This is a genomic window from Acinetobacter sp. IK23 (genome assembly GCF_035615275.1).
Taxonomy (GTDB): domain Bacteria; phylum Pseudomonadota; class Gammaproteobacteria; order Pseudomonadales; family Moraxellaceae; genus Acinetobacter; species Acinetobacter seifertii.
The window spans coordinates 23,432-41,759 of record NZ_JANBNX010000027.1 but is presented as its reverse complement, the minus strand read 5'-3'; the positions used below and the strand labels follow the sequence as shown (position 1 = coordinate 41,759).

General features: G+C 39.0%; 19 protein-coding genes. 17 read left to right on the top strand and 2 right to left on the bottom strand.

Features of this window, described 5'->3' with window-relative positions; genetic code table 11:
• Nucleotides 1-5: 5 nt before the first annotated feature.
• The 3 genes from MSG95_RS15510 to MSG95_RS15500 are packed head-to-tail and all read left to right on the top strand — an operon-like array spanning nucleotide 6 to nucleotide 4,776.
• Entirely contained in the window at nucleotides 6-1,670 is a 1,665-nt protein-coding gene (locus MSG95_RS15510) for an OmpP1/FadL family transporter (RefSeq protein ID WP_151819315.1), read from the top strand.
• A complete protein-coding gene (filE, locus tag MSG95_RS15505) occupies nucleotides 1,664-2,821 on the top strand; it encodes a putative pilus assembly protein FilE (protein WP_324645125.1) in 1,158 nt (385 codons plus the stop codon). Before MSG95_RS15510 ends, filE begins: the two co-directional genes overlap by 7 nt.
• A gap of 29 nt (nucleotides 2,822-2,850) precedes the next feature.
• Nucleotides 2,851-4,776 carry a protein FilF gene (locus MSG95_RS15500; protein WP_324645124.1) on the top strand — a complete coding sequence of 642 codons (1,926 nt, stop codon included), beginning with the start codon at nucleotides 2,851-2,853 and terminating at the stop codon, nucleotides 4,774-4,776.
• Nucleotides 4,777-4,826: 50 nt separating this feature from the next.
• Here the strand turns inward: MSG95_RS15500 and MSG95_RS15495 are convergent, their stop codons facing one another.
• Nucleotides 4,827-5,375 (bottom strand): NUDIX hydrolase, encoded by a 549-nt coding sequence (locus MSG95_RS15495; RefSeq protein WP_044102885.1) that lies wholly within the window; start codon nucleotides 5,373-5,375, stop codon nucleotides 4,827-4,829.
• Nucleotides 5,376-5,489: 114 nt separating this feature from the next.
• On the opposite strand from MSG95_RS15495, the gene MSG95_RS15490 reads away from it, so the two are divergent.
• The 6 genes from MSG95_RS15490 (at nucleotide 5,490) to fghA (ending at nucleotide 10,668) form a co-directional block, all read left to right on the top strand.
• Nucleotides 5,490-6,116, top strand: coding sequence for a CoA pyrophosphatase (locus MSG95_RS15490; RefSeq protein WP_100290452.1), 627 nt, complete (start codon nucleotides 5,490-5,492; stop codon nucleotides 6,114-6,116).
• Nucleotides 6,117-6,138: 22 nt separating this feature from the next.
• Nucleotides 6,139-6,666, top strand: a complete 528-nt coding sequence (locus tag MSG95_RS15485) for a gamma carbonic anhydrase family protein (RefSeq protein WP_077166004.1) — start codon at nucleotides 6,139-6,141, stop codon at nucleotides 6,664-6,666.
• 132 nt (nucleotides 6,667-6,798) lie between these two features.
• Nucleotides 6,799-7,464: a tRNA (adenosine(37)-N6)-threonylcarbamoyltransferase complex dimerization subunit type 1 TsaB gene (gene tsaB, locus MSG95_RS15480; protein WP_077165998.1), complete on the top strand. Its 666-nt coding sequence runs from the start codon at nucleotides 6,799-6,801 to the stop codon at nucleotides 7,462-7,464.
• A gap of 11 nt (nucleotides 7,465-7,475) precedes the next feature.
• A complete protein-coding gene (locus MSG95_RS15475; RefSeq protein WP_077165997.1) occupies nucleotides 7,476-8,267 on the top strand; it encodes a class I SAM-dependent methyltransferase in 792 nt (263 codons plus the stop codon).
• Between the two features lie 135 nt (nucleotides 8,268-8,402).
• Complete coding sequence (locus tag MSG95_RS15470; protein WP_004703777.1) at nucleotides 8,403-9,854, top strand: C13 family peptidase; 1,452 nt, start codon at nucleotides 8,403-8,405, stop codon at nucleotides 9,852-9,854.
• Nucleotides 9,823-10,668 (top strand): S-formylglutathione hydrolase, encoded by an 846-nt coding sequence (gene fghA / locus MSG95_RS15465; protein WP_077165996.1) that lies wholly within the window; start codon nucleotides 9,823-9,825, stop codon nucleotides 10,666-10,668. The genes MSG95_RS15470 and fghA overlap by 32 nt, the downstream gene beginning before the upstream one ends.
• Here fghA and MSG95_RS15460 read toward each other — a convergent pair whose 3' ends face one another.
• The gene (locus MSG95_RS15460) at nucleotides 10,669-10,941 is read right to left on the bottom strand and encodes a DUF2218 domain-containing protein (RefSeq protein ID WP_004703774.1); all 273 of its coding nucleotides are present in this window, start codon (nucleotides 10,939-10,941) and stop codon (nucleotides 10,669-10,671) included.
• Between the two features lie 184 nt (nucleotides 10,942-11,125).
• Between MSG95_RS15460 and rpe the strand changes: the two genes are divergently transcribed.
• The 8 genes from rpe (at nucleotide 11,126) to MSG95_RS15420 (ending at nucleotide 18,250) form a co-directional block, all read left to right on the top strand.
• Nucleotides 11,126-11,812: a ribulose-phosphate 3-epimerase gene (gene rpe / locus MSG95_RS15455; RefSeq protein ID WP_077165995.1), complete on the top strand. Its 687-nt coding sequence runs from the start codon at nucleotides 11,126-11,128 to the stop codon at nucleotides 11,810-11,812.
• Nucleotides 11,813-12,248: 436 nt separating this feature from the next.
• A complete protein-coding gene (locus MSG95_RS15450) occupies nucleotides 12,249-13,070 on the top strand; it encodes a Cof-type HAD-IIB family hydrolase (RefSeq protein ID WP_077165994.1) in 822 nt (273 codons plus the stop codon).
• Nucleotides 13,071-13,171: 101 nt separating this feature from the next.
• Nucleotides 13,172-13,561: a hypothetical protein gene (locus MSG95_RS15445; protein ID WP_077165993.1), complete on the top strand. Its 390-nt coding sequence runs from the start codon at nucleotides 13,172-13,174 to the stop codon at nucleotides 13,559-13,561.
• A 39-nt stretch (nucleotides 13,562-13,600) separates the two neighbouring features.
• The gene (locus MSG95_RS15440) at nucleotides 13,601-15,523 is read left to right on the top strand and encodes a copper resistance system multicopper oxidase (RefSeq protein ID WP_077165992.1); all 1,923 of its coding nucleotides are present in this window, start codon (nucleotides 13,601-13,603) and stop codon (nucleotides 15,521-15,523) included.
• Nucleotides 15,510-16,265, top strand: a complete 756-nt coding sequence (locus tag MSG95_RS15435; protein WP_213033579.1) for a copper resistance protein B — start codon at nucleotides 15,510-15,512, stop codon at nucleotides 16,263-16,265. The genes MSG95_RS15440 and MSG95_RS15435 overlap by 14 nt, the downstream gene beginning before the upstream one ends.
• Before the next feature lie 28 nt (nucleotides 16,266-16,293).
• On the top strand, nucleotides 16,294-17,289 hold the full coding sequence (locus MSG95_RS15430; protein ID WP_213033578.1) for a cation transporter: 996 nt from the start codon (nucleotides 16,294-16,296) through the stop codon (nucleotides 17,287-17,289).
• Nucleotides 17,290-17,438: 149 nt separating this feature from the next.
• On the top strand, nucleotides 17,439-17,759 hold the full coding sequence (locus MSG95_RS15425) for a DMT family transporter (RefSeq protein WP_002115842.1): 321 nt from the start codon (nucleotides 17,439-17,441) through the stop codon (nucleotides 17,757-17,759).
• 11 nt (nucleotides 17,760-17,770) lie between these two features.
• A complete protein-coding gene (locus tag MSG95_RS15420; protein ID WP_049064093.1) occupies nucleotides 17,771-18,250 on the top strand; it encodes a methylated-DNA--[protein]-cysteine S-methyltransferase in 480 nt (159 codons plus the stop codon).
• Nucleotides 18,251-18,328: the final 78 nt, after the last annotated feature.

The following is an 18,328-nucleotide window of genomic DNA, read 5'->3' as shown; positions in this document are numbered from 1 at the left end:
TGCAGGTGAAATATCCTAAATTATGTCCTCTAACGGCGGCAATTGTTATCTCCGGTTTTTCTAGCTTTGCCAATGCTCAATTAGGACAAAACTTAGCTGTTGATATTCGTTCACTAGCGATGGGGAATGCTGTAACTGCAGATCCTCCTGGTATTAGTGCGGTTCATTTTAACCCTGCGGCCTTAGCAAAAATTGATGGGCTACAAACCGATGTACAGGGGATTTTGGCTAACTTTGATATCCAGCGTGAATTTTCAGCTCCTCCTGGCTATAACATTTTTGGTTATTCAGATGACCCTCTTGTTTGTAATGATGGTCCGGAAGTTTCCGCCAATATTTGTACAGATTTCAAAGGGACCGTACATGGGGATGTCGAATACGCAAGCCTATATGTGCCGATTCTTAAAAAAATGGTTGATCTGGGGCCAGGGTATCCTCTAGTTGCCCCTACAGCTGGAATTGCCTATAAACCACCTGGTTCAAAAGTTACTTATGCAACAGCTGTATATGCACCATTGGTAGCTGGGTTTGGTGCAGAGAATGGTAACCCTGGCAACTATATGGGCCAGCAAGTTGCAGTAGAGCGAATTACTTATTTATCACCATCTTTTGGTTATCAAGTAAATGACCATTTATCACTTGGTGCTTCTGTGGGGATGTCTTACAACGCAATCGCACTGAAAACTGATCTACGTTTTCCCAATGAGATGATTGGTGTATTGCGTATGGTTGATGAAGTGGTATGTGCACCTTTTAAAAATAATAGTGACATGATTACAGACTTACTATTATTTGGTATGTGTAATGCCCAAGAAGGCATGAATCCATTTAATAAAATGGGCGCATTACAAGTTTCTTTAGAACAATCATTAAGTCCAAGCTATAACTTAGGTTTACTCTGGGAACCAACCGATGACTTTGGCTTTGGTATGGTTTATCAAAGTTCTGCCAAAATGCGTTTAAAAGGCAAGTACATGATTGATAATGCCAAAGCACCGCAAGAACTTATCAAGGGTCTTAACTCGTCTGCAACAGGGCAAATTTTAGCTGCAATTCTTGGTTTACCTAGCAATATCCCGAATATTGAGTCTGGTTTAGTTGCCATGGATCTTGAATATCCGGCACATTTCCAAGCGGGGATTAAGTATAAAATATTACCTGATTTGCAAGTAAACTTTGACGTTGGATGGACGGATTATTCGGCTTGGGATAAGTTTAAATTCGAATTTGATCGCCAAATTTCGTTATTAAAAGTAGCTAAGCTTTTATCTAATGACGTTACCGATAATTCATTGGCACTACCATTGAAATTTACTTCGCCGTGGAGCTGGGGAATTGGTCTTGAATACTCAGCAACCGATCGTTTGAAATTGCGAGCTGGTTATGAGCCTCGAGCTAGTTCGATACCTGATGATAAACGTAATACCATGGTTCCAATCAATAATGCTCAATTATTCGGTCTTGGTTTAGGTTATCGTTTCGATGCAGATACAGATCTAGATCTTTCAGTAGGTTTTTTACGTAGTCGTGACAATATTCCTGCCTGTTCGAGTACATTATCCAACAAGTGTGGTGTCGATAATATTTTATTAAATCCTTATTCGGGCCTAGATGTTAAAACGAATACTAAAGTTACAGTACTTGGTTTGAGCTATAGAACAAAATGGTAAAACAATATAAATCGATGTTTCGACCTAAATTTGCTATCTCGATTTTATGTATTGCGGTAGCCAGTATTTCTGTATCGTATGCAGATGGTTTCTATACAATCATTGGTCCTGATGGTCGTCCAATGATTGTACCCAGTAAAAAAGTCGAACAGAAGAAATCAAATATTACAGTGGAAGCACCGAAACAAGTTGTACAGCCGCGAGTAGATGCTAAACCTGTTCAAGAAGCACCTAAAGAAAATATTCAAAATTCAAAAGTGCCTCAAAAGTTTGAACCACACGTTAATAAAAAATTAAATACTGCACCGACTGCACCAGAGCGTCCTGTAACGGTTACTGAAGCTCAGAAGAATGAAGTTAAAAAGCAAAGTAGTACTGTTAAAGAACAAAGTACTCCAGTTAAAAGTCCACCATCTGTAGCAAGTACTTCACAAGCTATTTCTACTCAAAATTTATCAAATGATCCATCTAAGTTTACGACTGTTGATGGCGTAGAGTATGTAAATAATGAGTATTTAGAAGATCAAGAATTTAATCTTGAAGGAAAAAAACGCTTTTATGTGATGCCCGATGGTTTAGGGCGAACGGAGTTTATTGAACGGAAAAAGGGGGTGAGTAAATCCACTTTAGAACAACTCTTCAATAAACAATCTCAAGATGATCAAGCAGCAATTATTTTAGCGCCAAATTATATACGACTATCTCAAAAAGACCTAGAAACGACTTTTGAACAAGATAAGTGTTTTGTTCAAGGCTACAAAAAGTCAATCAAAGTACTTGGTGATAAAAAAGACGTAAATTTATGGCCTCGAAAGCCATTAAAAGAAAAGTTTGAATATGAGTTGGTAAAATTAGATCCATCTGTACAACATTTACAGCTGATGTCTTTTGCAGCGAGTAATTCGACACCTCTATATTATTGGCCTTTAGCTATATTTTTAGATGAAAAAGGTTGCATTTTAGAGGGAGCAAGTGGTTTTAAGAGTAAGTCTTATCCTTCTACAATATTACAACATGCATCAATTCAGGGTACTTTAAAAGTACCACCTCATGCACGTTATATGATGTTAACTCCTTTATCTTCCTCTGTAGATGTAGAGGAACATGAATTATCTAATCAGGGACAGATTCAAATTTCGGTATTACGCTAAAAATTAAGTAAGAATGGGTAGAGTATCTAATGAATAAAAAAATATTATGGCCTTTTGCATTAACCACATTAGCAATCATGCTGAATGGGTGTGGTGGCGGTAGTTCAACAATTAATGAAGATCCTACAAGTGGGTCTGGTAGTTCAAATGCAAATGGAAGTTGTGATGCATCAAATAGTGACTGCTTACAGTTTTCACTCGATTATCCGGTTGCTGGCCTTAATTTTACCTGTAGTAGTGTTGCAAATCAGAGTTTTGTTACTAAAGCATCAGGCAATAGTGTTGTGGGTACATGTAAACTTGGTGATACAGCAAACTTCTTTTTACAAGGTACTCAAACAAAAACTAAAATTGACTTGGGTTCTGTCAGCTTAGATAACATTTCAAAAATTAAGGTAGTTGTTCCGCCACGTTTGAAAGTAATGGATATGGCTACGGCTTTAACAGGTGTAGCACCAGTTTCATTGACTCAAGATGATCCGACCATTCGTGTAGCGATGGCATTAGTTAAACTCTTTCAAAGCGTTGGTTTAGAACGTGGCGACAATGTTGTTGGAGATATACAACCTACACTATTTACTGAGGATAAGAAAAACACTTTAAATGTTGTACTTCAAAATGTTACTGCTGCTGAATGGAAAAGTGGTGCATACGCTGGTATTTTGAAACCTTGGTTAGATGTTACTCAAATTGATGATTCTCAAGCTTTTGCTTTAGTAACTCAATTGGCTCATTTAAGTTTAGTGGGTTTATATCAGTCGGATTACTTGACGCTAGCTCAACCTAATTTAGTCTCTGAGAATTTTTATGGATGTAATTTAGCGAATTTAGCGGATTGTCCAAAAAATGCAGCCAATACCCAACACGTGATAGGTAATTTATTCTTACTTTCAGATCGCCAAGGCTATACATTTGGTTATGGTTTACAATGGAAAGGTACGAGTACAACTACAAGTAACTCAACAGTTACAGCCGTAATGGAAGTATTAACTAAGGCTAAACCAGCTCAACTTACTGCAAATGCTCAAACAACATGGCTTGATCCATTACAGGCTGAGATTAAATCAACACAACCATTCCATTTAAAAGCTTCAGCTAATAGCAGTGAAGATTTACTGATTTATCAAGGTAAATTATTAAATGATTCATTTATTGCTGGTCGTGAAAGTTTGTATTTAGGGGCAATAAATAGTAAAACACCAAATCCTCAGCACTATGCGCTTTGGAGTCAAAGTATTGGGAATCAAAACTATAATGGTTCTCTAGATATCTATAAAGTGACTCCAGCAAGTTATCTTGCAAAAGATATCTTCAGAACTTCTAAAAATGTGAGCGCTGGGCAAACTTATATTTTCCCGTTATATGGTACTTTAAATATTAAATTTGATACCGTTGGAATTTCTCCAATCGATTTAGGTATTGTGATTGATGAAAATGGTGATATTCGTACTGATATTAAACCTAATGCAACAGCAACGGATATGTCTGGTCAGTGCGGTGTGGTTTCAGATAATACTTTAATTGATAACAATGGCGTTCAACAGTACCGCATAGGAACAACAGGTGGTACTGAGTCTGCTTCAAATGATAAATCAATTACAGTAAAAATGATTTTTGCTGAACCGAAGCTAGGCAATCTCAATGGTATTTTGGCGGGGTTAAACTCGAACGTTGTTCAAGGTACTACTGCAACTGGTAGTCAAACCTTAATTGTAAGTGGGGCAAAAATTAACGTTGCTAACTTATTACAAGGACAGGTAAATGGTATTAACCTTACAACTTATGATAACAAGACAGTTTCGTGGTTAAATCCATATGCCTTCTATCAACGAGTCTATAATAATATTAAGGATGTGAGCCCTGCTCCTACAGAAGATGATAAAGCTTTAGCTCAGAGAATGAGTGGGACGATAACGATTCGGACGGCTGATTGTTATCAAATTAAGACAAAATAAGAACCTGAAAAAAGACCGCAAAAGCGGTCTTTTTTTTATTATCTAATTTATTAACCTGTATGGTCTAAACGAGTTCCTAACGTTTCTAAATGGGTTGGAAAAACTTGTTTTTTACGATCTTCAAAATAATGTTTGAGTGTGTGTTCGACACTCGGGAACGCTAGCTCTCCCCATGGAATTTCATGCTCTTCAAACAGGCGACTTTCTATACTTTCTTCACCTGCACCAAAAATTCCATCTTTTAACTGCGCTTTAAAAAGTACATAAATTTGCCCAATACGAGGAATATTGTACATACAATAGAGTTGTTCTATTTCAATCTCTGCTTCTGCTTCTTCACGTGTTTCACGTGCCGCACCTTGTTCCATAGTTTCGAACAGTTCCATATAGCCAGCAGGCAATGTCCATAAACCATAACGAGGTTCAATTGCACGACGACAGAGTAGTACTTTGTCTTCCCATAACGCTAAGGCACCGCAGATTACTTTGGGGTTTTCATAGTGAATATTGCCACAATGAGTACAAACACGGCGTACTTTATGATCACCTAAAGGAATTTTTTGTTCGGTTTTATGCCCACACGCTACACAGAAACTCATAATTATCATCGAGTATAGAGATGACTCAGCATAACTGAATTTTTAGACTTACGCATCAACTCTATTCCCTAAGTTTTATTTTCAGATATGATGAAAAGAGAGACAGAATAATAGGTGAAAGGTATGGAAGAGCACTTGCTAACACAAAAGTTACAGCAAAGATTGCGCTTTTCCACCCGCATACAAGAAGCACAAGCAGCAGTACTGATTGCGATTACAAATGAAAATGATCCCAAGGTACTACTCACACGCCGTTCAATACATATGAACAACCATGCGGGGGAGGTTTCTTTTCCGGGTGGAAAGCGTGACCCCAGTGATACCAGTAATATTGTTGTAGCGCTAAGAGAAGCTCAAGAAGAGACAGCTTTAAACCCTTTTGATGTACAGTTGTTAGGTGATTTGCCAATGCAGCGCGCAAGAAGTGGTTTGTCTGTAAAGCCAATTGTTGGGCTTATTCCACCAGAGGTTCACTTAATACCTCAGCCTACTGAAATTGATCGAATTTTCTTTGTGCCATTACAGCAACTTATAGAGACGCGTCCGACACCCTATGAAGTTCGATATGCCCATCAGTCTTTGTATTTTCCAAGCTTACAGATTGATAATGAAATTATCTGGGGTTTAACTGCGCGTATGTTGGTAGCTCTATTTAAATATGGTTTAGGTTATCAAAAGGAATGGCCATTTTTACTCAACTCGCCAACGTTTGGAATGCCAAAATTTTCTCATAAAAAATAAAGATCAGGATAGATAAATTATGATGTATAGCTATCAAGGACAGCACCCAAAAGCATTACATGAGCCATGGGATGGCTGGGTTGCTCCAACAGCAACGCTTATTGGGCAAGTAGAATTAGGCCGTCAGGTCAGTATTTGGTTTGGTGCGGTAGTACGTGCTGATAACTGTGTTGTTCGGATTGGTAATTTTTCTAATATTCAAGAAAACTCGGTATTACATACCGATGCAGGCCTTGAACTAAATATTGGTGAATATGTCACGGTCGGACATAAAGTCATGCTGCATGGTTGTACGATTGGTGATAATAGCCTGATTGGTATGAACGCTGTCATTTTAAATCGAGCTGTAATTGGTAAAAACTGTATTATTGGTGCTAATGCTTTAATTCCTGAAGGGAAGGTGATTCCAGATAATTCAGTGGTGATGGGTTCACCTGGCAAAATTGTCAAAACTCTAGATGAAGAAGGCGCTGCAAAAATACGCTTGAGTGCCCTACATTATGCTGAACACTTTAAAAGCTATGCAGATTTAAAAGAATTTCACTTTTAAATTTTCAGTAAGATATTTTCAATGCCAAGCACTCGCTTGGCGTTTTTATTTAGACAGGAACAACTCGCCTATCAGGGCCGAGTGGGGTATCATTACTTCCGTTTTTAATCTGATTGAATACTAAGGTTGTGCATGAAACTGCTGGCGTTGGAAACTGCAAATGAGCAATGTTCCATTTCATTAATTGATGAAACCCAAGAACTCTTTTTCCAACTCGATACGCGAGCGAAAGCACAAACCCAGACCATTTTGCCAATGATTGAGCAGGGCTTACAGCAAACTGGACTAGAAATTGCTGGTTTAGATGCAATTGCCTTTAGCCGTGGGCCAGGTTCTTTTAGCGGTGTTCGAATTAATGCTGCCGTTACTCAGGCTTTAGCTTGGTCACAAGATTTACCTGTGGTTCCTGTTTCTACCTTACAAGCTCTTGCGCAAGCAGCTTACCGACTTGAAGGTTTAGAGCAGGTGACTGCGGTACTCGATGCCCGTATGAATGAAGTTTACATTGCAAGTTTTGTTCTAAACGAACAAGGCATCATGCAGTGTATTGATGAAGAAAAATTAATGAACTACGAGCAAGCCGCTGCTTATGCAAAACATTGCTTAATTGGTTCAGGTGCTAAGCTTCTTCAAGCCGATGCAGAGCATCAAACTATCACTGCTACTGCACAAGACATTGCTTCGATTGCACGTGTCTATGCTGCTCAAAAACAGTGGGTTGATGCAGAACATGCTTTACCGGTTTACTTGCGTGATGATGCTTGGAAAAAAATAGCGGATCAGGGTAAAGCAAAGTAAAGGCAGTACTCATGCATATATATTTTGAAGTAGATTTTCAAGAGCAAGCACAGCACTACCAAGCTGTGCTTTGTTCTAGAGGCGTGACTACCGACTTACAACCCATTGAAAAGCTCAATGCTCGTTTTTTACGTTTAAACCCAGACTTAGCACTTTGTGTAGATGAAAACGGACTTTGGTTATCTGCAAATGGCATGAAAATGCAGCCTGACTGGAAAGCGGAAATTCCGCGTTTAAAACGTGCCAGTCTTAAATCAGAAATGATTGCTCGAGCTTGTCAGCTGGGTGAAAAACCAATACTTGTAGACGCAACAGCAGGTTTAGGTCACGACAGCTTACTCATGGCGTATTTAGGTGCTCAAATACAGCTTGTTGAACGCCATCCGATTTTATTTACTTTACTTGAAGATTCAAAAGCTCAAGCACAGCACGATTCATTTTTAAATCAGTTTATAGATCGTATTCAACTGGTGTTTGCTGACTCTGCAAGCTATTTACAGCAATTAGATCAAGAAGCAAAAACGGTTGATGTGGTTTATTTAGACCCGATGTTTCCACAGCGTAACCAGAACCAACAAGCGATTAAAAAACAAGCCCAAGTCAAAAAGCAGATGCAGCTTTTGCATTTACTTTTACCAGAAGATGGTGAAATGGATTTAGGTGATAATTTGCTTGAGTTAGCTAAGAAAGTTGCCAAGCGTGTGATTGTGAAACGCCCACGACATGCGATTTTTTTAGCAAATCAAGAGCCAGCCCATCAGTGGCAGGGAGATGCTTGTCGTTTTGATGCTTACTTTCAGTAAGCTTATGTAAGGTTAAGTTTTATTGCTTGAATAATGCACAAATATATGTGATATAGTTCAAAAGCATGATTGCTAAAATTCTTAGCAGGCATACACTTATGGTGCCTGACAAAACGAAATTTTTGAAACCTTTTTATGATTGATCTCAAACCTTCCATTAACTTTTGGCATGATTTTAAAAGTAACCAGCTTGCCGGAATGTGGTTATTTTTGGGGTCAAGACGTTCCTTACAGATCGTACATCCTTCTATTCTTCAGCTTATTGTTTGGGGAATATTAGGTGGATGTACCAACTCGCTTTATAGCTGGCTTGTTGCTGGTCAAACGGGTGATTTCAACTCGCAAGGTTTAATTGGGTACGCACTCTGGCCTTTTATTGCGCTTATTGTTGGTATTTTTCTATCACAGCGTATTAATCAGCCACGTTTGATGTTAGTTCCAGCTTTGCTCTGGCTGGTTTTAGATACCAATATTTTATTAATTCAATGTTTAATTCAATATTTGGGTTCTAACGGTTATCTAAACTTTATTCCCGATGCCATTTATAACGGTATTCTACCAAGCCTATTTGTGGCACTTTTTGTGTGGCAAAGTTTAGCTGTCATTTGGGTTTTCTCACGTGAGTTGAAATGGCCTTGGTGGGAGCGGGCGTTGGTCATGGTTGCGACTATTGCGACCATGGTGGTCTGGCAACTTTCAGTAAAAGATCAGCCTATTTGGAAAGTAGAAGACTCTCCACCTACGTTTGCCGAAGATGCTTTTTATGCACAAAGTAAGTTACTTCATGATGCCTTAGAACAAGTCCAATATGGTGAGATAGCTAAAAGTCATTGGTATTTCTTGGGTGTTGCGGGCGATAGTTACCAAGACGTTTTTAAATCGGAAGTGGTTCGTATTAAAGAACAATTCGATACACGTTTTGGCACAGTTGGGCGTTCAATGATGCTGGTCAATAACCCAGATACTCGAACTGAAATCCCGATTGCATCTAAAACCAGTATCGAGTTGGCTCTACGCCGTATGGGCCAACAAATGAATCGTGATAGTGATGTGCTGTTCTTATACATGACATCGCATGGTGAACAAAACCATTTTGAAATTGAAAATGCGCCTCTAGATTTGGGACAGGTCGATCCGAAATGGTTACGTGAAACGCTCGATAAAGCTGGTATTCGTTGGCGCGTGATTGTCATTTCTGCTTGTTATTCAGGAAGTTTCATTCCCGCTTTGCAGTCACCAGATACTTTAATTATTACGGCATCTGCGGCAGACAAAACTTCTTTTGGCTGTAATAACGAAGCTGACTATACCTATTTTGGACGAGCTTTTTTTGACTTGGCGATGCGAGAGCAGTCTTCTATGAAAGATTCGTTTAATGCTGCCAAGCAAACCGTGACCAAATGGGAAGTGGCTCAAGGTGTAGACCCTTCAGAACCGCAATGGGTGATTGGTAAGAATATGGAACTTATGCTACCTCAGTTGGAAAAATATCTTTTCCCACAGCAAAGTACAGGTAGTGTAAATATTGCTCAAACACAAACAGAGGCTAAAAACGATGCAACTCCTGCAAAAAAACCGTTGCTTTGAGGGTGAGCAGCACATTTACCAGTTTGATTCTCAATTATTAAAAGGCTCTACTAAGTTTGGTATTTATTTACCACCAGCAGCTTTGGAAGGGAAAGCCTGTTCAACTTTGTTTTATCTCGCTGGGTTAACGTGTACTGAGGAAACCTTTGCCATTAAAGCACATGCGCAGCATATGGCAGCCCATCTTGGTCTGATATTGATTACGCCTGATACTTCACCTCGTGGCGAACAGGTTGCAGTAGGTGACAATTGGGATATAGGACAAGGTGCGGGCTTTTATATCAATGCAACGCAAGCACCTTGGTCTGAACATTATCAGATGGAAAGTTATTTAATTGAGGAGTTATATCCACTCATTTTAAAAAGTTTTCCAGTAAATGCTCAACAAGTTGGTATCTTTGGGCATTCTATGGGTGGCCACGGCGCATTAACTTTGGCTTTTAAATATCCTAAAAAGTTTAAGTCAGTTTCTGCTTTTGCACCGATCTGTGCACCAAGCGAATGTGCATGGGGCGAAAAAGCATTTAACCATTATTTAGGCGCAGATCGTGAGAGCTGGTTGGCTCATGATGCCACAGCTTTAGTCTTAAAAAATGGTGCAGTTTTTAGCGAAATTTTGGTTGATCAGGGATTAGATGATCAATTTTATGAACAACTTCACCCTGAAAAATTTAAGCAAGCATGTTTAAAAGTAGGACAGCCTTTAACTTTAAGACAACATGCTGGCTATGATCATGGTTATTACTTTATCCAGACCTTTATGGATGAGCACTTACAGTTCCATGCGATCCAATTAGAAAAGGTCGCTGGCTAATTAGTGTTGCCATTCCACCTCAAATTCTTGTTGAGCCATACGGTTTAGATGATCAAGGACAACTTTTTCCAAGTGGTCGTGGTCATCTAACTGACTATCAATAGCAACATTTAACTGCTCTGTTTGAGGTGCAAGTGTAATAGTTGCTGTAGGCATTAAGATTTTAAAGTCTTGCTCAGTTTCTTGTACTTCAAACTTATGTTTCCAATGGTTAACGAGACGTTTTGCAATGCGTTTTCCATCATTTGTTAATAGATGAGTCGTACTTTTCATTATCAATCCTCACATTGGTTTAATGTACCTTAACAAATTCGTATGGCACTTGGCATTCTATAATAGCAACGTTACGTTGCAAGCTTGAAATGTTGTGATTTAGGTAAGGAAGAGCGGGTCAAGGAGGTTCTTTTTTGTTATAATTTTCAGCCTCTCCTTAAATTTCTAGCCAGGTCATCCACCTATGTCCAAGCCTTATTTGATTGCTCCTTCTATTTTATCTGCCGATTTTGCTCGTTTAGGCGAAGATGTAGACAAAGTGTTAGCTGCAGGTGCAGATGTAGTGCATTTTGACGTGATGGATAATCACTACGTTCCAAACTTAACTTTTGGTGCTGGTGTATGTAAGGCTCTAAAAAACTATGGTGTTAAAGCTCCAATTGATGTGCATTTAATGGTGTCTCCAGTTGACCGTATTATTGGTGATTTCCTAGAAGCTGGTGCAGATATCATTACGTTTCATCCAGAAGCATCGCACCACATTGATCGTTCATTACAACTGATTAAGTCTGGTGGTGCTAAAGCAGGTTTAGTCTTTAACCCAGCAACACCGTTACACCATTTAGATTATGTGCTTGATAAAGTAGATCAAATTTTAATAATGAGTGTAAACCCTGGCTTTGGTGGACAAAAGTTCATTCCAATGACTTTAGAAAAATTACGTGCAGCGCGCAAAATTATCGATGTAAGTGGCCGTGATATCCGTTTAGAAGTAGATGGCGGTGTTGGCCCAGCAAATATTCGTGAAATTGCAGAAGCGGGTGCAGATATGTTTGTTGCTGGTTCAGCAATTTTTGGTCAACCAGATTATAAAGTCGTGATTGATCAAATGCGTGCAGAGCTTGCTAAAGTAGGGACGAAAGAGGTTTAACAGCTTTTTGTGCTTGGATAAGGTGAGATGTGTTTTTCGCCACTCACAGCATAGCTGTTCGTCTTGCACTCGGGCAGCGATACTTAATCGCTGCTACCCCTCGTTCATGTGGATAACTTTGTTTATAACTGTATGGATAACTGTGTTGATAACCGTATGGATAAGATGTTGGTAAAATAAACAAAACTAGATCAACCGTTTATTCTCTAGACAAAAGCTATGAAAAAAGAACGTTTTGGCGTTCTTTTTTTACGCATATTGAATATTTTATTACCTGATTTTTTATTGAGCTTTACTAAAAAATAACCTGTGCAAAAAACGAGATGGAGCTGTGTAAAACCTTTTATGGATAGATGAGTAGAAAACTGTAAAAGTGTCATGAAAAGTAAAGCTAAATTTGCTTTAATAAGTTTTTAGTAAGAGATCTTGATAATTAATGTCGGTAAAAATTTTAGCGGTAGATATGGATGGGACTTTTCTTAATTCTAAGAAGCAGTACAACAAAGCACGTTTTTTAAAACAGTATGAACAACTAAAACAAAATAATATTCATTTTGTGGTGGCCAGCGGTAACCAACTTGCAAAGCTTGTTACTTATTTTCCAGAAATTAATCATGAAATTGCTTTCATTGCAGAAAATGGGGCACATGTTGTCGATGCAGGGCAAGAAATTGCTTTTGCCCATTTAAGCAAAGAACAGTTTGGTAAGATTCTAAAAGCGATTGACTCTGTGTATACCTCGACTATGGTGATCTGTGGAAAACAGAGCGCTTATGTACATAGAAGTATGAATGCAGAGGACTACGCTAAAGTCGCTCGATATTTTGAGAAGCTGACCATTATCGATGACTTTTATGCGTTAGATGATTTGGTGTGTAAAATTACTTTTACTGCTCAGGAAAACGAAAGTTTTGCCATTTTTGAACATTTTCAGAAACAAAGTTTTGTTGCAGATAAAGTCTTAGTACCTGTTTCAAGTGGTTTTGGTTTTATTGATTTGATCCTTCCAGACCAACATAAAGCACATGGTTTGAAGCTATTATTGCAAAAATGGCAGATTGAGCCTCATCAGGTGGTCGCGATTGGCGATAACAATAATGATATCCAGATGATCAAAGCAGCAGGTTATGGGTTTGCGGTTGAAAATGCTATTGAAGCTTTAAAAGCAGTAGCACCTTATACAACGGTAAGTAATGAACGAGAAGGTGTATTAGAAGTGATTGATTTAGTTCTTCAGCATCAAGCTCCGTTTGCTTAATGACCATAAAAACAATCAATTATGATGTAAAATTGTATCTGTTTTAAAACTTGGTTATGCTTATATCCCATAGATAAATGGATTGCTCAAGGCAATAAATGATGACGCTGCAACACTTACGCAAGTATGCTTGGTTTGTGTTCCTAATGACTTTAGTTGTTGGGTGGAGTGGCGTGTCTGTTGCTCAGATGCCGCAGCATGATCTTCATACAATGCCATGCCATAGTCAACAAATGACACATCACACTATGCATAGTCAAGCTAATGATCAGGCAATGTGTCATCAATTTATGGTTAAAGTTTCTCAACATGGTGAGCATTGCCAAGACTGTAACCCAGTGCATTGTCAGATGGTGAATCTGGCTTTACAACAAGCTGTACCAGATATTGAGTCATCATTTATTCCTATTCCATCTCAATTTAGTAGTATTTATCAGGCTCAGCATTTAGCCGGATACTGGCAAGAAATCTTACGCCCTCCAAAAGCTTAATCCTTTCTTACTTATTTTTTAGTTCAAAGGATTACAGCAATGTCTCATAAAACAATTAGCAGCCTCGTCGCTGTATTTGGTCTATTGTTTTCACCATGGACCCTCGCGGCAATTAAGGAATATCACCTTAATATTAATGAACAACAGGTCAATGTTACTGGTCAGCCGCTCAAGCGAATTACCGTAAATGGCAAGTTTACAGCACCACTCCTTGAGTTTGAGGAAGGAGATGAGGCTGTTATTCATGTTCATAACCAATTAAAGAATCAAGATACCTCTTTACACTGGCATGGCTTATTACTACCTGGGTTAATGGATGGTGTGCCCGGTTTCAATGGTTTTAAAGGAATCGCGCCAAACGGAGATTTTGTTTACCGTTTTAAGGTGAAACAAAATGGCACATATTGGTATCACGCCCATAGTAAAGGCCAAGAGCAAGATGGTTTATATGGCCCGCTCGTGATTTATCCAAAAGGCAAAATACCCGTAGCGGCGCATGAAAAAACTGACCGTGATTATGTGGTGATGCTTTCAGATTTTCATAACTCTTCTAGCGATAGTATTTTAAAGAATTTAAAGAAATCTGCTGAGTATTATCAAAACCGCCGTGAAACCGTATCTGATGTTTGGAAGCAAGTTAAAGCACAGGGCTTAAAAGCGACTTGGCAAGATCGTTCGATGTGGAATCAGATGCGGATGTTAAAAACCGATATGTCTGATGTGACAGGTTATACTTTCTTAGTTAACGGTAAGACACCAGAGCAAAACTGGACAGCTAATTTTAAAGCTGGCGATAAGGTTCGATTACGATTTATTAATGCTTCAGCAATGTCTTTTTTTGATGTCAGAATTCCAAATTTAAAAATGACTGTCGTGAGTGCAGACGGACAGCCAGTTAAACCTGTTGCAATTGACGAGTTTCGTATTGGCACAGCCGAAACCTACGATGTCATTGTGGAACCTAAACAGTCAAATTATCAGATTGAAGCAGAGTCTATTGATCGTAGCGGTTTTGCCATCGGCACTTTGCATAATGAAAATACACAAGCTGTAGGACCAATTCAAATACCACAGCCGCGTCCGCGTGCTTTGTTAACCATGGACGACATGGGCATGAATCATGGTAGTGGAAGTGATGAACATGCTGGCCATCAAATGAATATGCAACATGACATGTCTGAAATGAAAAAAGAGACAAGCCAGGCTAATCATGATCATACGGTGATGAAGATGGATGATGACATGAAAAAGATGTCATCTGACGAACATGATCACTCTATGATGCACATGAAGCACGATATGTCGGCCATGTCTGAAATGAAACATGATATGCAGGCAATGTCGTCTAGCGAACATGATCACGCCATGATGAATATGAAGCATGAGATGCATGAGCAATCTGAGAATAAAACTAAAAAAGATGAGCCTGTTTATGGCTGGGCAAATGCTTCAACACCAGCAGGTATGAAAGCGCTGCAATATAGTGATTTGCAATCTTTAACACCTCAGCCAGACACACGTGCGCCAGAACGAGAGCTTGTTATTCGTTTAGGCGGTAACATGGAGCGTTATATCTGGACCATTAATGGCAAGAAATTTAACGAAGCTGAGCCGTTACAAGTTAAATATGGCGAGCGTATTCGCTTGAAGTTCGTGAATGAAAGCATGATGGCCCATCCAATGCATTTACATGGCATGTTTATGCAATTAGAAAATGGTCAACAAGCTGAAAACTTACCAAATAAACATACCGTTATTGTTCCACCTGGAAAGACAGTTACTGCGTTACTGACAGCCGATGCCTTAGGAGAGTGGGCGATTCATTGCCATCTGCTTTATCACATGAGTGCTGGAATGATGAATAAGTTGATTGTGGCTCAAGTGAATGATGGAGCAGTAGATGCATCTCAAGCACCTGTTCAATCTGAAAATGAAAAAGGAGCTAGTCATGCGCATCACTAAGTTATTTTCTCAAATGATATGTTGCGGTGTTTTCTCTGGTGTATCGGTTCTTGCTTTGGCACAAGAACCCTTAACGCATGATCATTTACGTGAACATGGTGGACAGATCTATCAAGCAACAAAAATTGATACGGGCTGGACTCAAAATGAAGAAGGAGAAGGACGTTTTTCTTCTGAATTGGAAAGCTGGGTGGGAACTGATGAAAACAAATTATTCATCAAAGCCCATGTTGAAAAAGCCGAGTCAGAAGATGCCAATTATGGTGGTTCAGTACTTTATAGCCGTAATGTTGCCGACTATTGGGACGTGCAGGCTGGGGTAAACTACGAACGCTTACAGCAGGAAGATGAAAAGCAAGATCGCTGGGCTGGTGTAGTGGGCTTACACGGCATGGCGCCTTACTTTTTTGAAACCGATGCTTATCTTTACGCAGGTGAAGATCAGTTATGGAAGTTAAGTTTAGAAACGGAAAGGGACTTACTCTTTACCCAAAAGTTGATTGGTAAGCCCTATTTAAAAGCAGATGTTGTTTTGCAAGATGAATCTCGCTATGCCAGTAAAACGGGGCTATCGAGTTTGCATGCAGGTTTTCAAACCCGTTATGAAATCAATAAAAAGGTCATGCCATTTGTTGATGTTGGTTACGGCTATGAAAAAGGCTTAAAACAAACTGCTTGGCAAACTGGAACTGACTCTGAGCATGGTTGGTATTATGGAGCTGGGTTAACACTTAAGTTTTAATTGCCGAACAAAAAGTAAGCTTAATGATATGCCATTGGTTTATACTGATGGCATTGTTTTTTGTGTCAGTTATGGTGCAAAGATGGCTTTAGAAAAACAAGAGAATCAAATAAATGTAAATAAAAGCTGTTCAAACTGTGGGTGCTCAAGCGTAGCAACTCAGGACTATTCTATGCTGAGTAAACCTATGGTGAATAAAATCCAATGGGTGAGTTATTATCATATTCCTCACATGGATTGTGCAGCAGAAGAGCAAATGGTGCGAATGGCTTTAGCGCCTTATGCTGAACATATTCAGGAACTTGAATTTGATTTACCTACTCGTCATTTAGCGGTATATCATAGTACAGAAGCTGAAAAAATTACCCAAAGCCTGCAACGCTTAGGTTTAGGGGCTGAGTTACAGCAAACCCAGCCACACTATGAACCTGTTGAAAAACCTAAAAAGGTACGTGCTAGCTCTTCAAACCATGCAGCACAAAAACAGGTTTTACAATGGTTGTTACTCATTAATGCTGTGATGTTTTTCATCGAATTTATGGCGGGCATCATTGCGTCATCAACAGGGTTAATTGCTGACTCACTCGATATGTTTGCAGATGCGGCAATTTATGGCATTGCTTTATTTGTGGTAGGTAAAAACCTCAATGCTCAATTAAAGGCTGCACATATTTCCGGATGGTTTCAGTTTGGCTTAGCCATGATTGTGTTAGTTGATGTACTACGTCGTTTTATATACGGCAGTGAACCTGTTTCAATTCTCATGATTTTAATTGGTGGTTTAGCGCTTGCAGCCAATGTTAGTTGTCTTTATTTAATGAGAGATCATAAGGAGAGTGGGGCACACATGAAGGCGAGTTATATATTCTCTGCAAATGATGTCATCGTAAACTTGGGTGTCATAATTGCGGGAGTATTAGTTGCAATCACAGGCTCTCGTTATCCTGATCTCATAATTGGGCTAATTATTGTTTTGTTTGTTTTAAATGGTGCACGGAAAATCTTACAACTCAAAAATGAATAAGATTTATAGATTAAAGGTGAACTTGAGTTCGGGTTTGCCTACATTTTTTATTTTAAAGTAAACTGAGTCTTCACATAAGGAGGAACGACCTCCCCCATAATGGGTAATCATGTCAGGACGACCTGACACTATAAAAATTAGTGAATGTTATGGCTTGGGCTATTTTAATTTTAGCAGGTGTATTTGAAATCATTTGGGCATATTCTATGAAAATGTCTGAAGGTTTTACACGTTTAACCCCTAGTGTTATTACCGTAGTTTTTATGATTTTGAGTGTAGTTCTGCTTTCAATATCAATGAAAACTCTACCCCTTGGTACTGCTTATACGGTTTGGACAGGCATAGGTGCAATTGGATCATTTTTAGTGGGTATATTTTTTCTTCATGAACCTATTGGTGCGATGAGAATGATTGCCGCTGTACTGATTGTATCGGGACTGGTTCTAATGAAAATTTCGTCTCCATCTTAAAAGGATAAAGTATGTTGCTGTCTTATAAGTATATCAATTCGCCTGTTGGGCAATTAAAGCTAGTTGCGAATGAAAATGCTTTGGTGGCAGTACTTTGGGACAATGAAAATCCAAAACGTGTTCGACTGGCTGAGCTGGTCGAACAAACTGAGCATCCGGTTTTATTAAAAACTGAGCAACAGTTAAAAGAATACTTTGAAGGCAAGCGCCGTGAGTTTACATTGCCATTAGATTTTGAAGGTACACCATTTCAAAAACAGGTATGGGCGGCATTACTCAGCATTCCCTATGGTGAAACAAGAAGTTATAAAGAAGTCGCTGTTCAAATTGGCAATGAAAAAGCAGTACGAGCAGTAGGGGCTGCTAATGGTAAAAACCCAATTTCGATTATTGCACCTTGTCACCGAGTCATTGGGGCAGGCGGTGCCTTGGTCGGTTTTGCTGGTGGTCTTGATAAGAAAGATATTTTATTAAAATTAGAGCAACAATAAGCTATTTTTAGCGCTCGATTTTTTCAGGCTTTTCTAATAAGCTGTCAACACTGATATTTCATGTAAAGCATGTTTTGT

Bases quoted from the DNA above. Each gene is read 5' to 3' on its own strand.
- MSG95_RS15450 (WP_077165994.1), top strand. From the start codon at position 12,249: ATGTCGGTAAAAATTTTAGCGGTAGATATGGATGGGACTTTTCTTAAT.
- filE (WP_324645125.1), top strand. From the start codon at position 1,664: ATGGTAAAACAATATAAATCGATGTTTCGACCTAAATTTGCTATCTCG.
- MSG95_RS15460 (WP_004703774.1), bottom strand. From the start codon at position 10,941: ATGAAAAGTACGACTCATCTATTAACAAATGATGGAAAACGCATTGCA.
- MSG95_RS15420 (WP_049064093.1), top strand. From the start codon at position 17,771: ATGTTGCTGTCTTATAAGTATATCAATTCGCCTGTTGGGCAATTAAAG.
- tsaB (WP_077165998.1), top strand. From the start codon at position 6,799: ATGAAACTGCTGGCGTTGGAAACTGCAAATGAGCAATGTTCCATTTCA.
- MSG95_RS15435 (WP_213033579.1), top strand. From the start codon at position 15,510: ATGCGCATCACTAAGTTATTTTCTCAAATGATATGTTGCGGTGTTTTC.
- rpe (WP_077165995.1), top strand. From the start codon at position 11,126: ATGTCCAAGCCTTATTTGATTGCTCCTTCTATTTTATCTGCCGATTTT.
- fghA (WP_077165996.1), top strand. From the start codon at position 9,823: ATGCAACTCCTGCAAAAAAACCGTTGCTTTGAGGGTGAGCAGCACATT.
- MSG95_RS15425 (WP_002115842.1), top strand. From the start codon at position 17,439: ATGGCTTGGGCTATTTTAATTTTAGCAGGTGTATTTGAAATCATTTGG.
- MSG95_RS15445 (WP_077165993.1), top strand. From the start codon at position 13,172: ATGACGCTGCAACACTTACGCAAGTATGCTTGGTTTGTGTTCCTAATG.
- MSG95_RS15485 (WP_077166004.1), top strand. From the start codon at position 6,139: ATGTATAGCTATCAAGGACAGCACCCAAAAGCATTACATGAGCCATGG.
- MSG95_RS15475 (WP_077165997.1), top strand. From the start codon at position 7,476: ATGCATATATATTTTGAAGTAGATTTTCAAGAGCAAGCACAGCACTAC.
- MSG95_RS15470 (WP_004703777.1), top strand. From the start codon at position 8,403: ATGATTGATCTCAAACCTTCCATTAACTTTTGGCATGATTTTAAAAGT.
- MSG95_RS15495 (WP_044102885.1), bottom strand. From the start codon at position 5,375: ATGAGTTTCTGTGTAGCGTGTGGGCATAAAACCGAACAAAAAATTCCT.
- MSG95_RS15440 (WP_077165992.1), top strand. From the start codon at position 13,601: ATGTCTCATAAAACAATTAGCAGCCTCGTCGCTGTATTTGGTCTATTG.
- MSG95_RS15500 (WP_324645124.1), top strand. From the start codon at position 2,851: ATGAATAAAAAAATATTATGGCCTTTTGCATTAACCACATTAGCAATC.
- MSG95_RS15430 (WP_213033578.1), top strand. From the start codon at position 16,294: ATGCCATTGGTTTATACTGATGGCATTGTTTTTTGTGTCAGTTATGGT.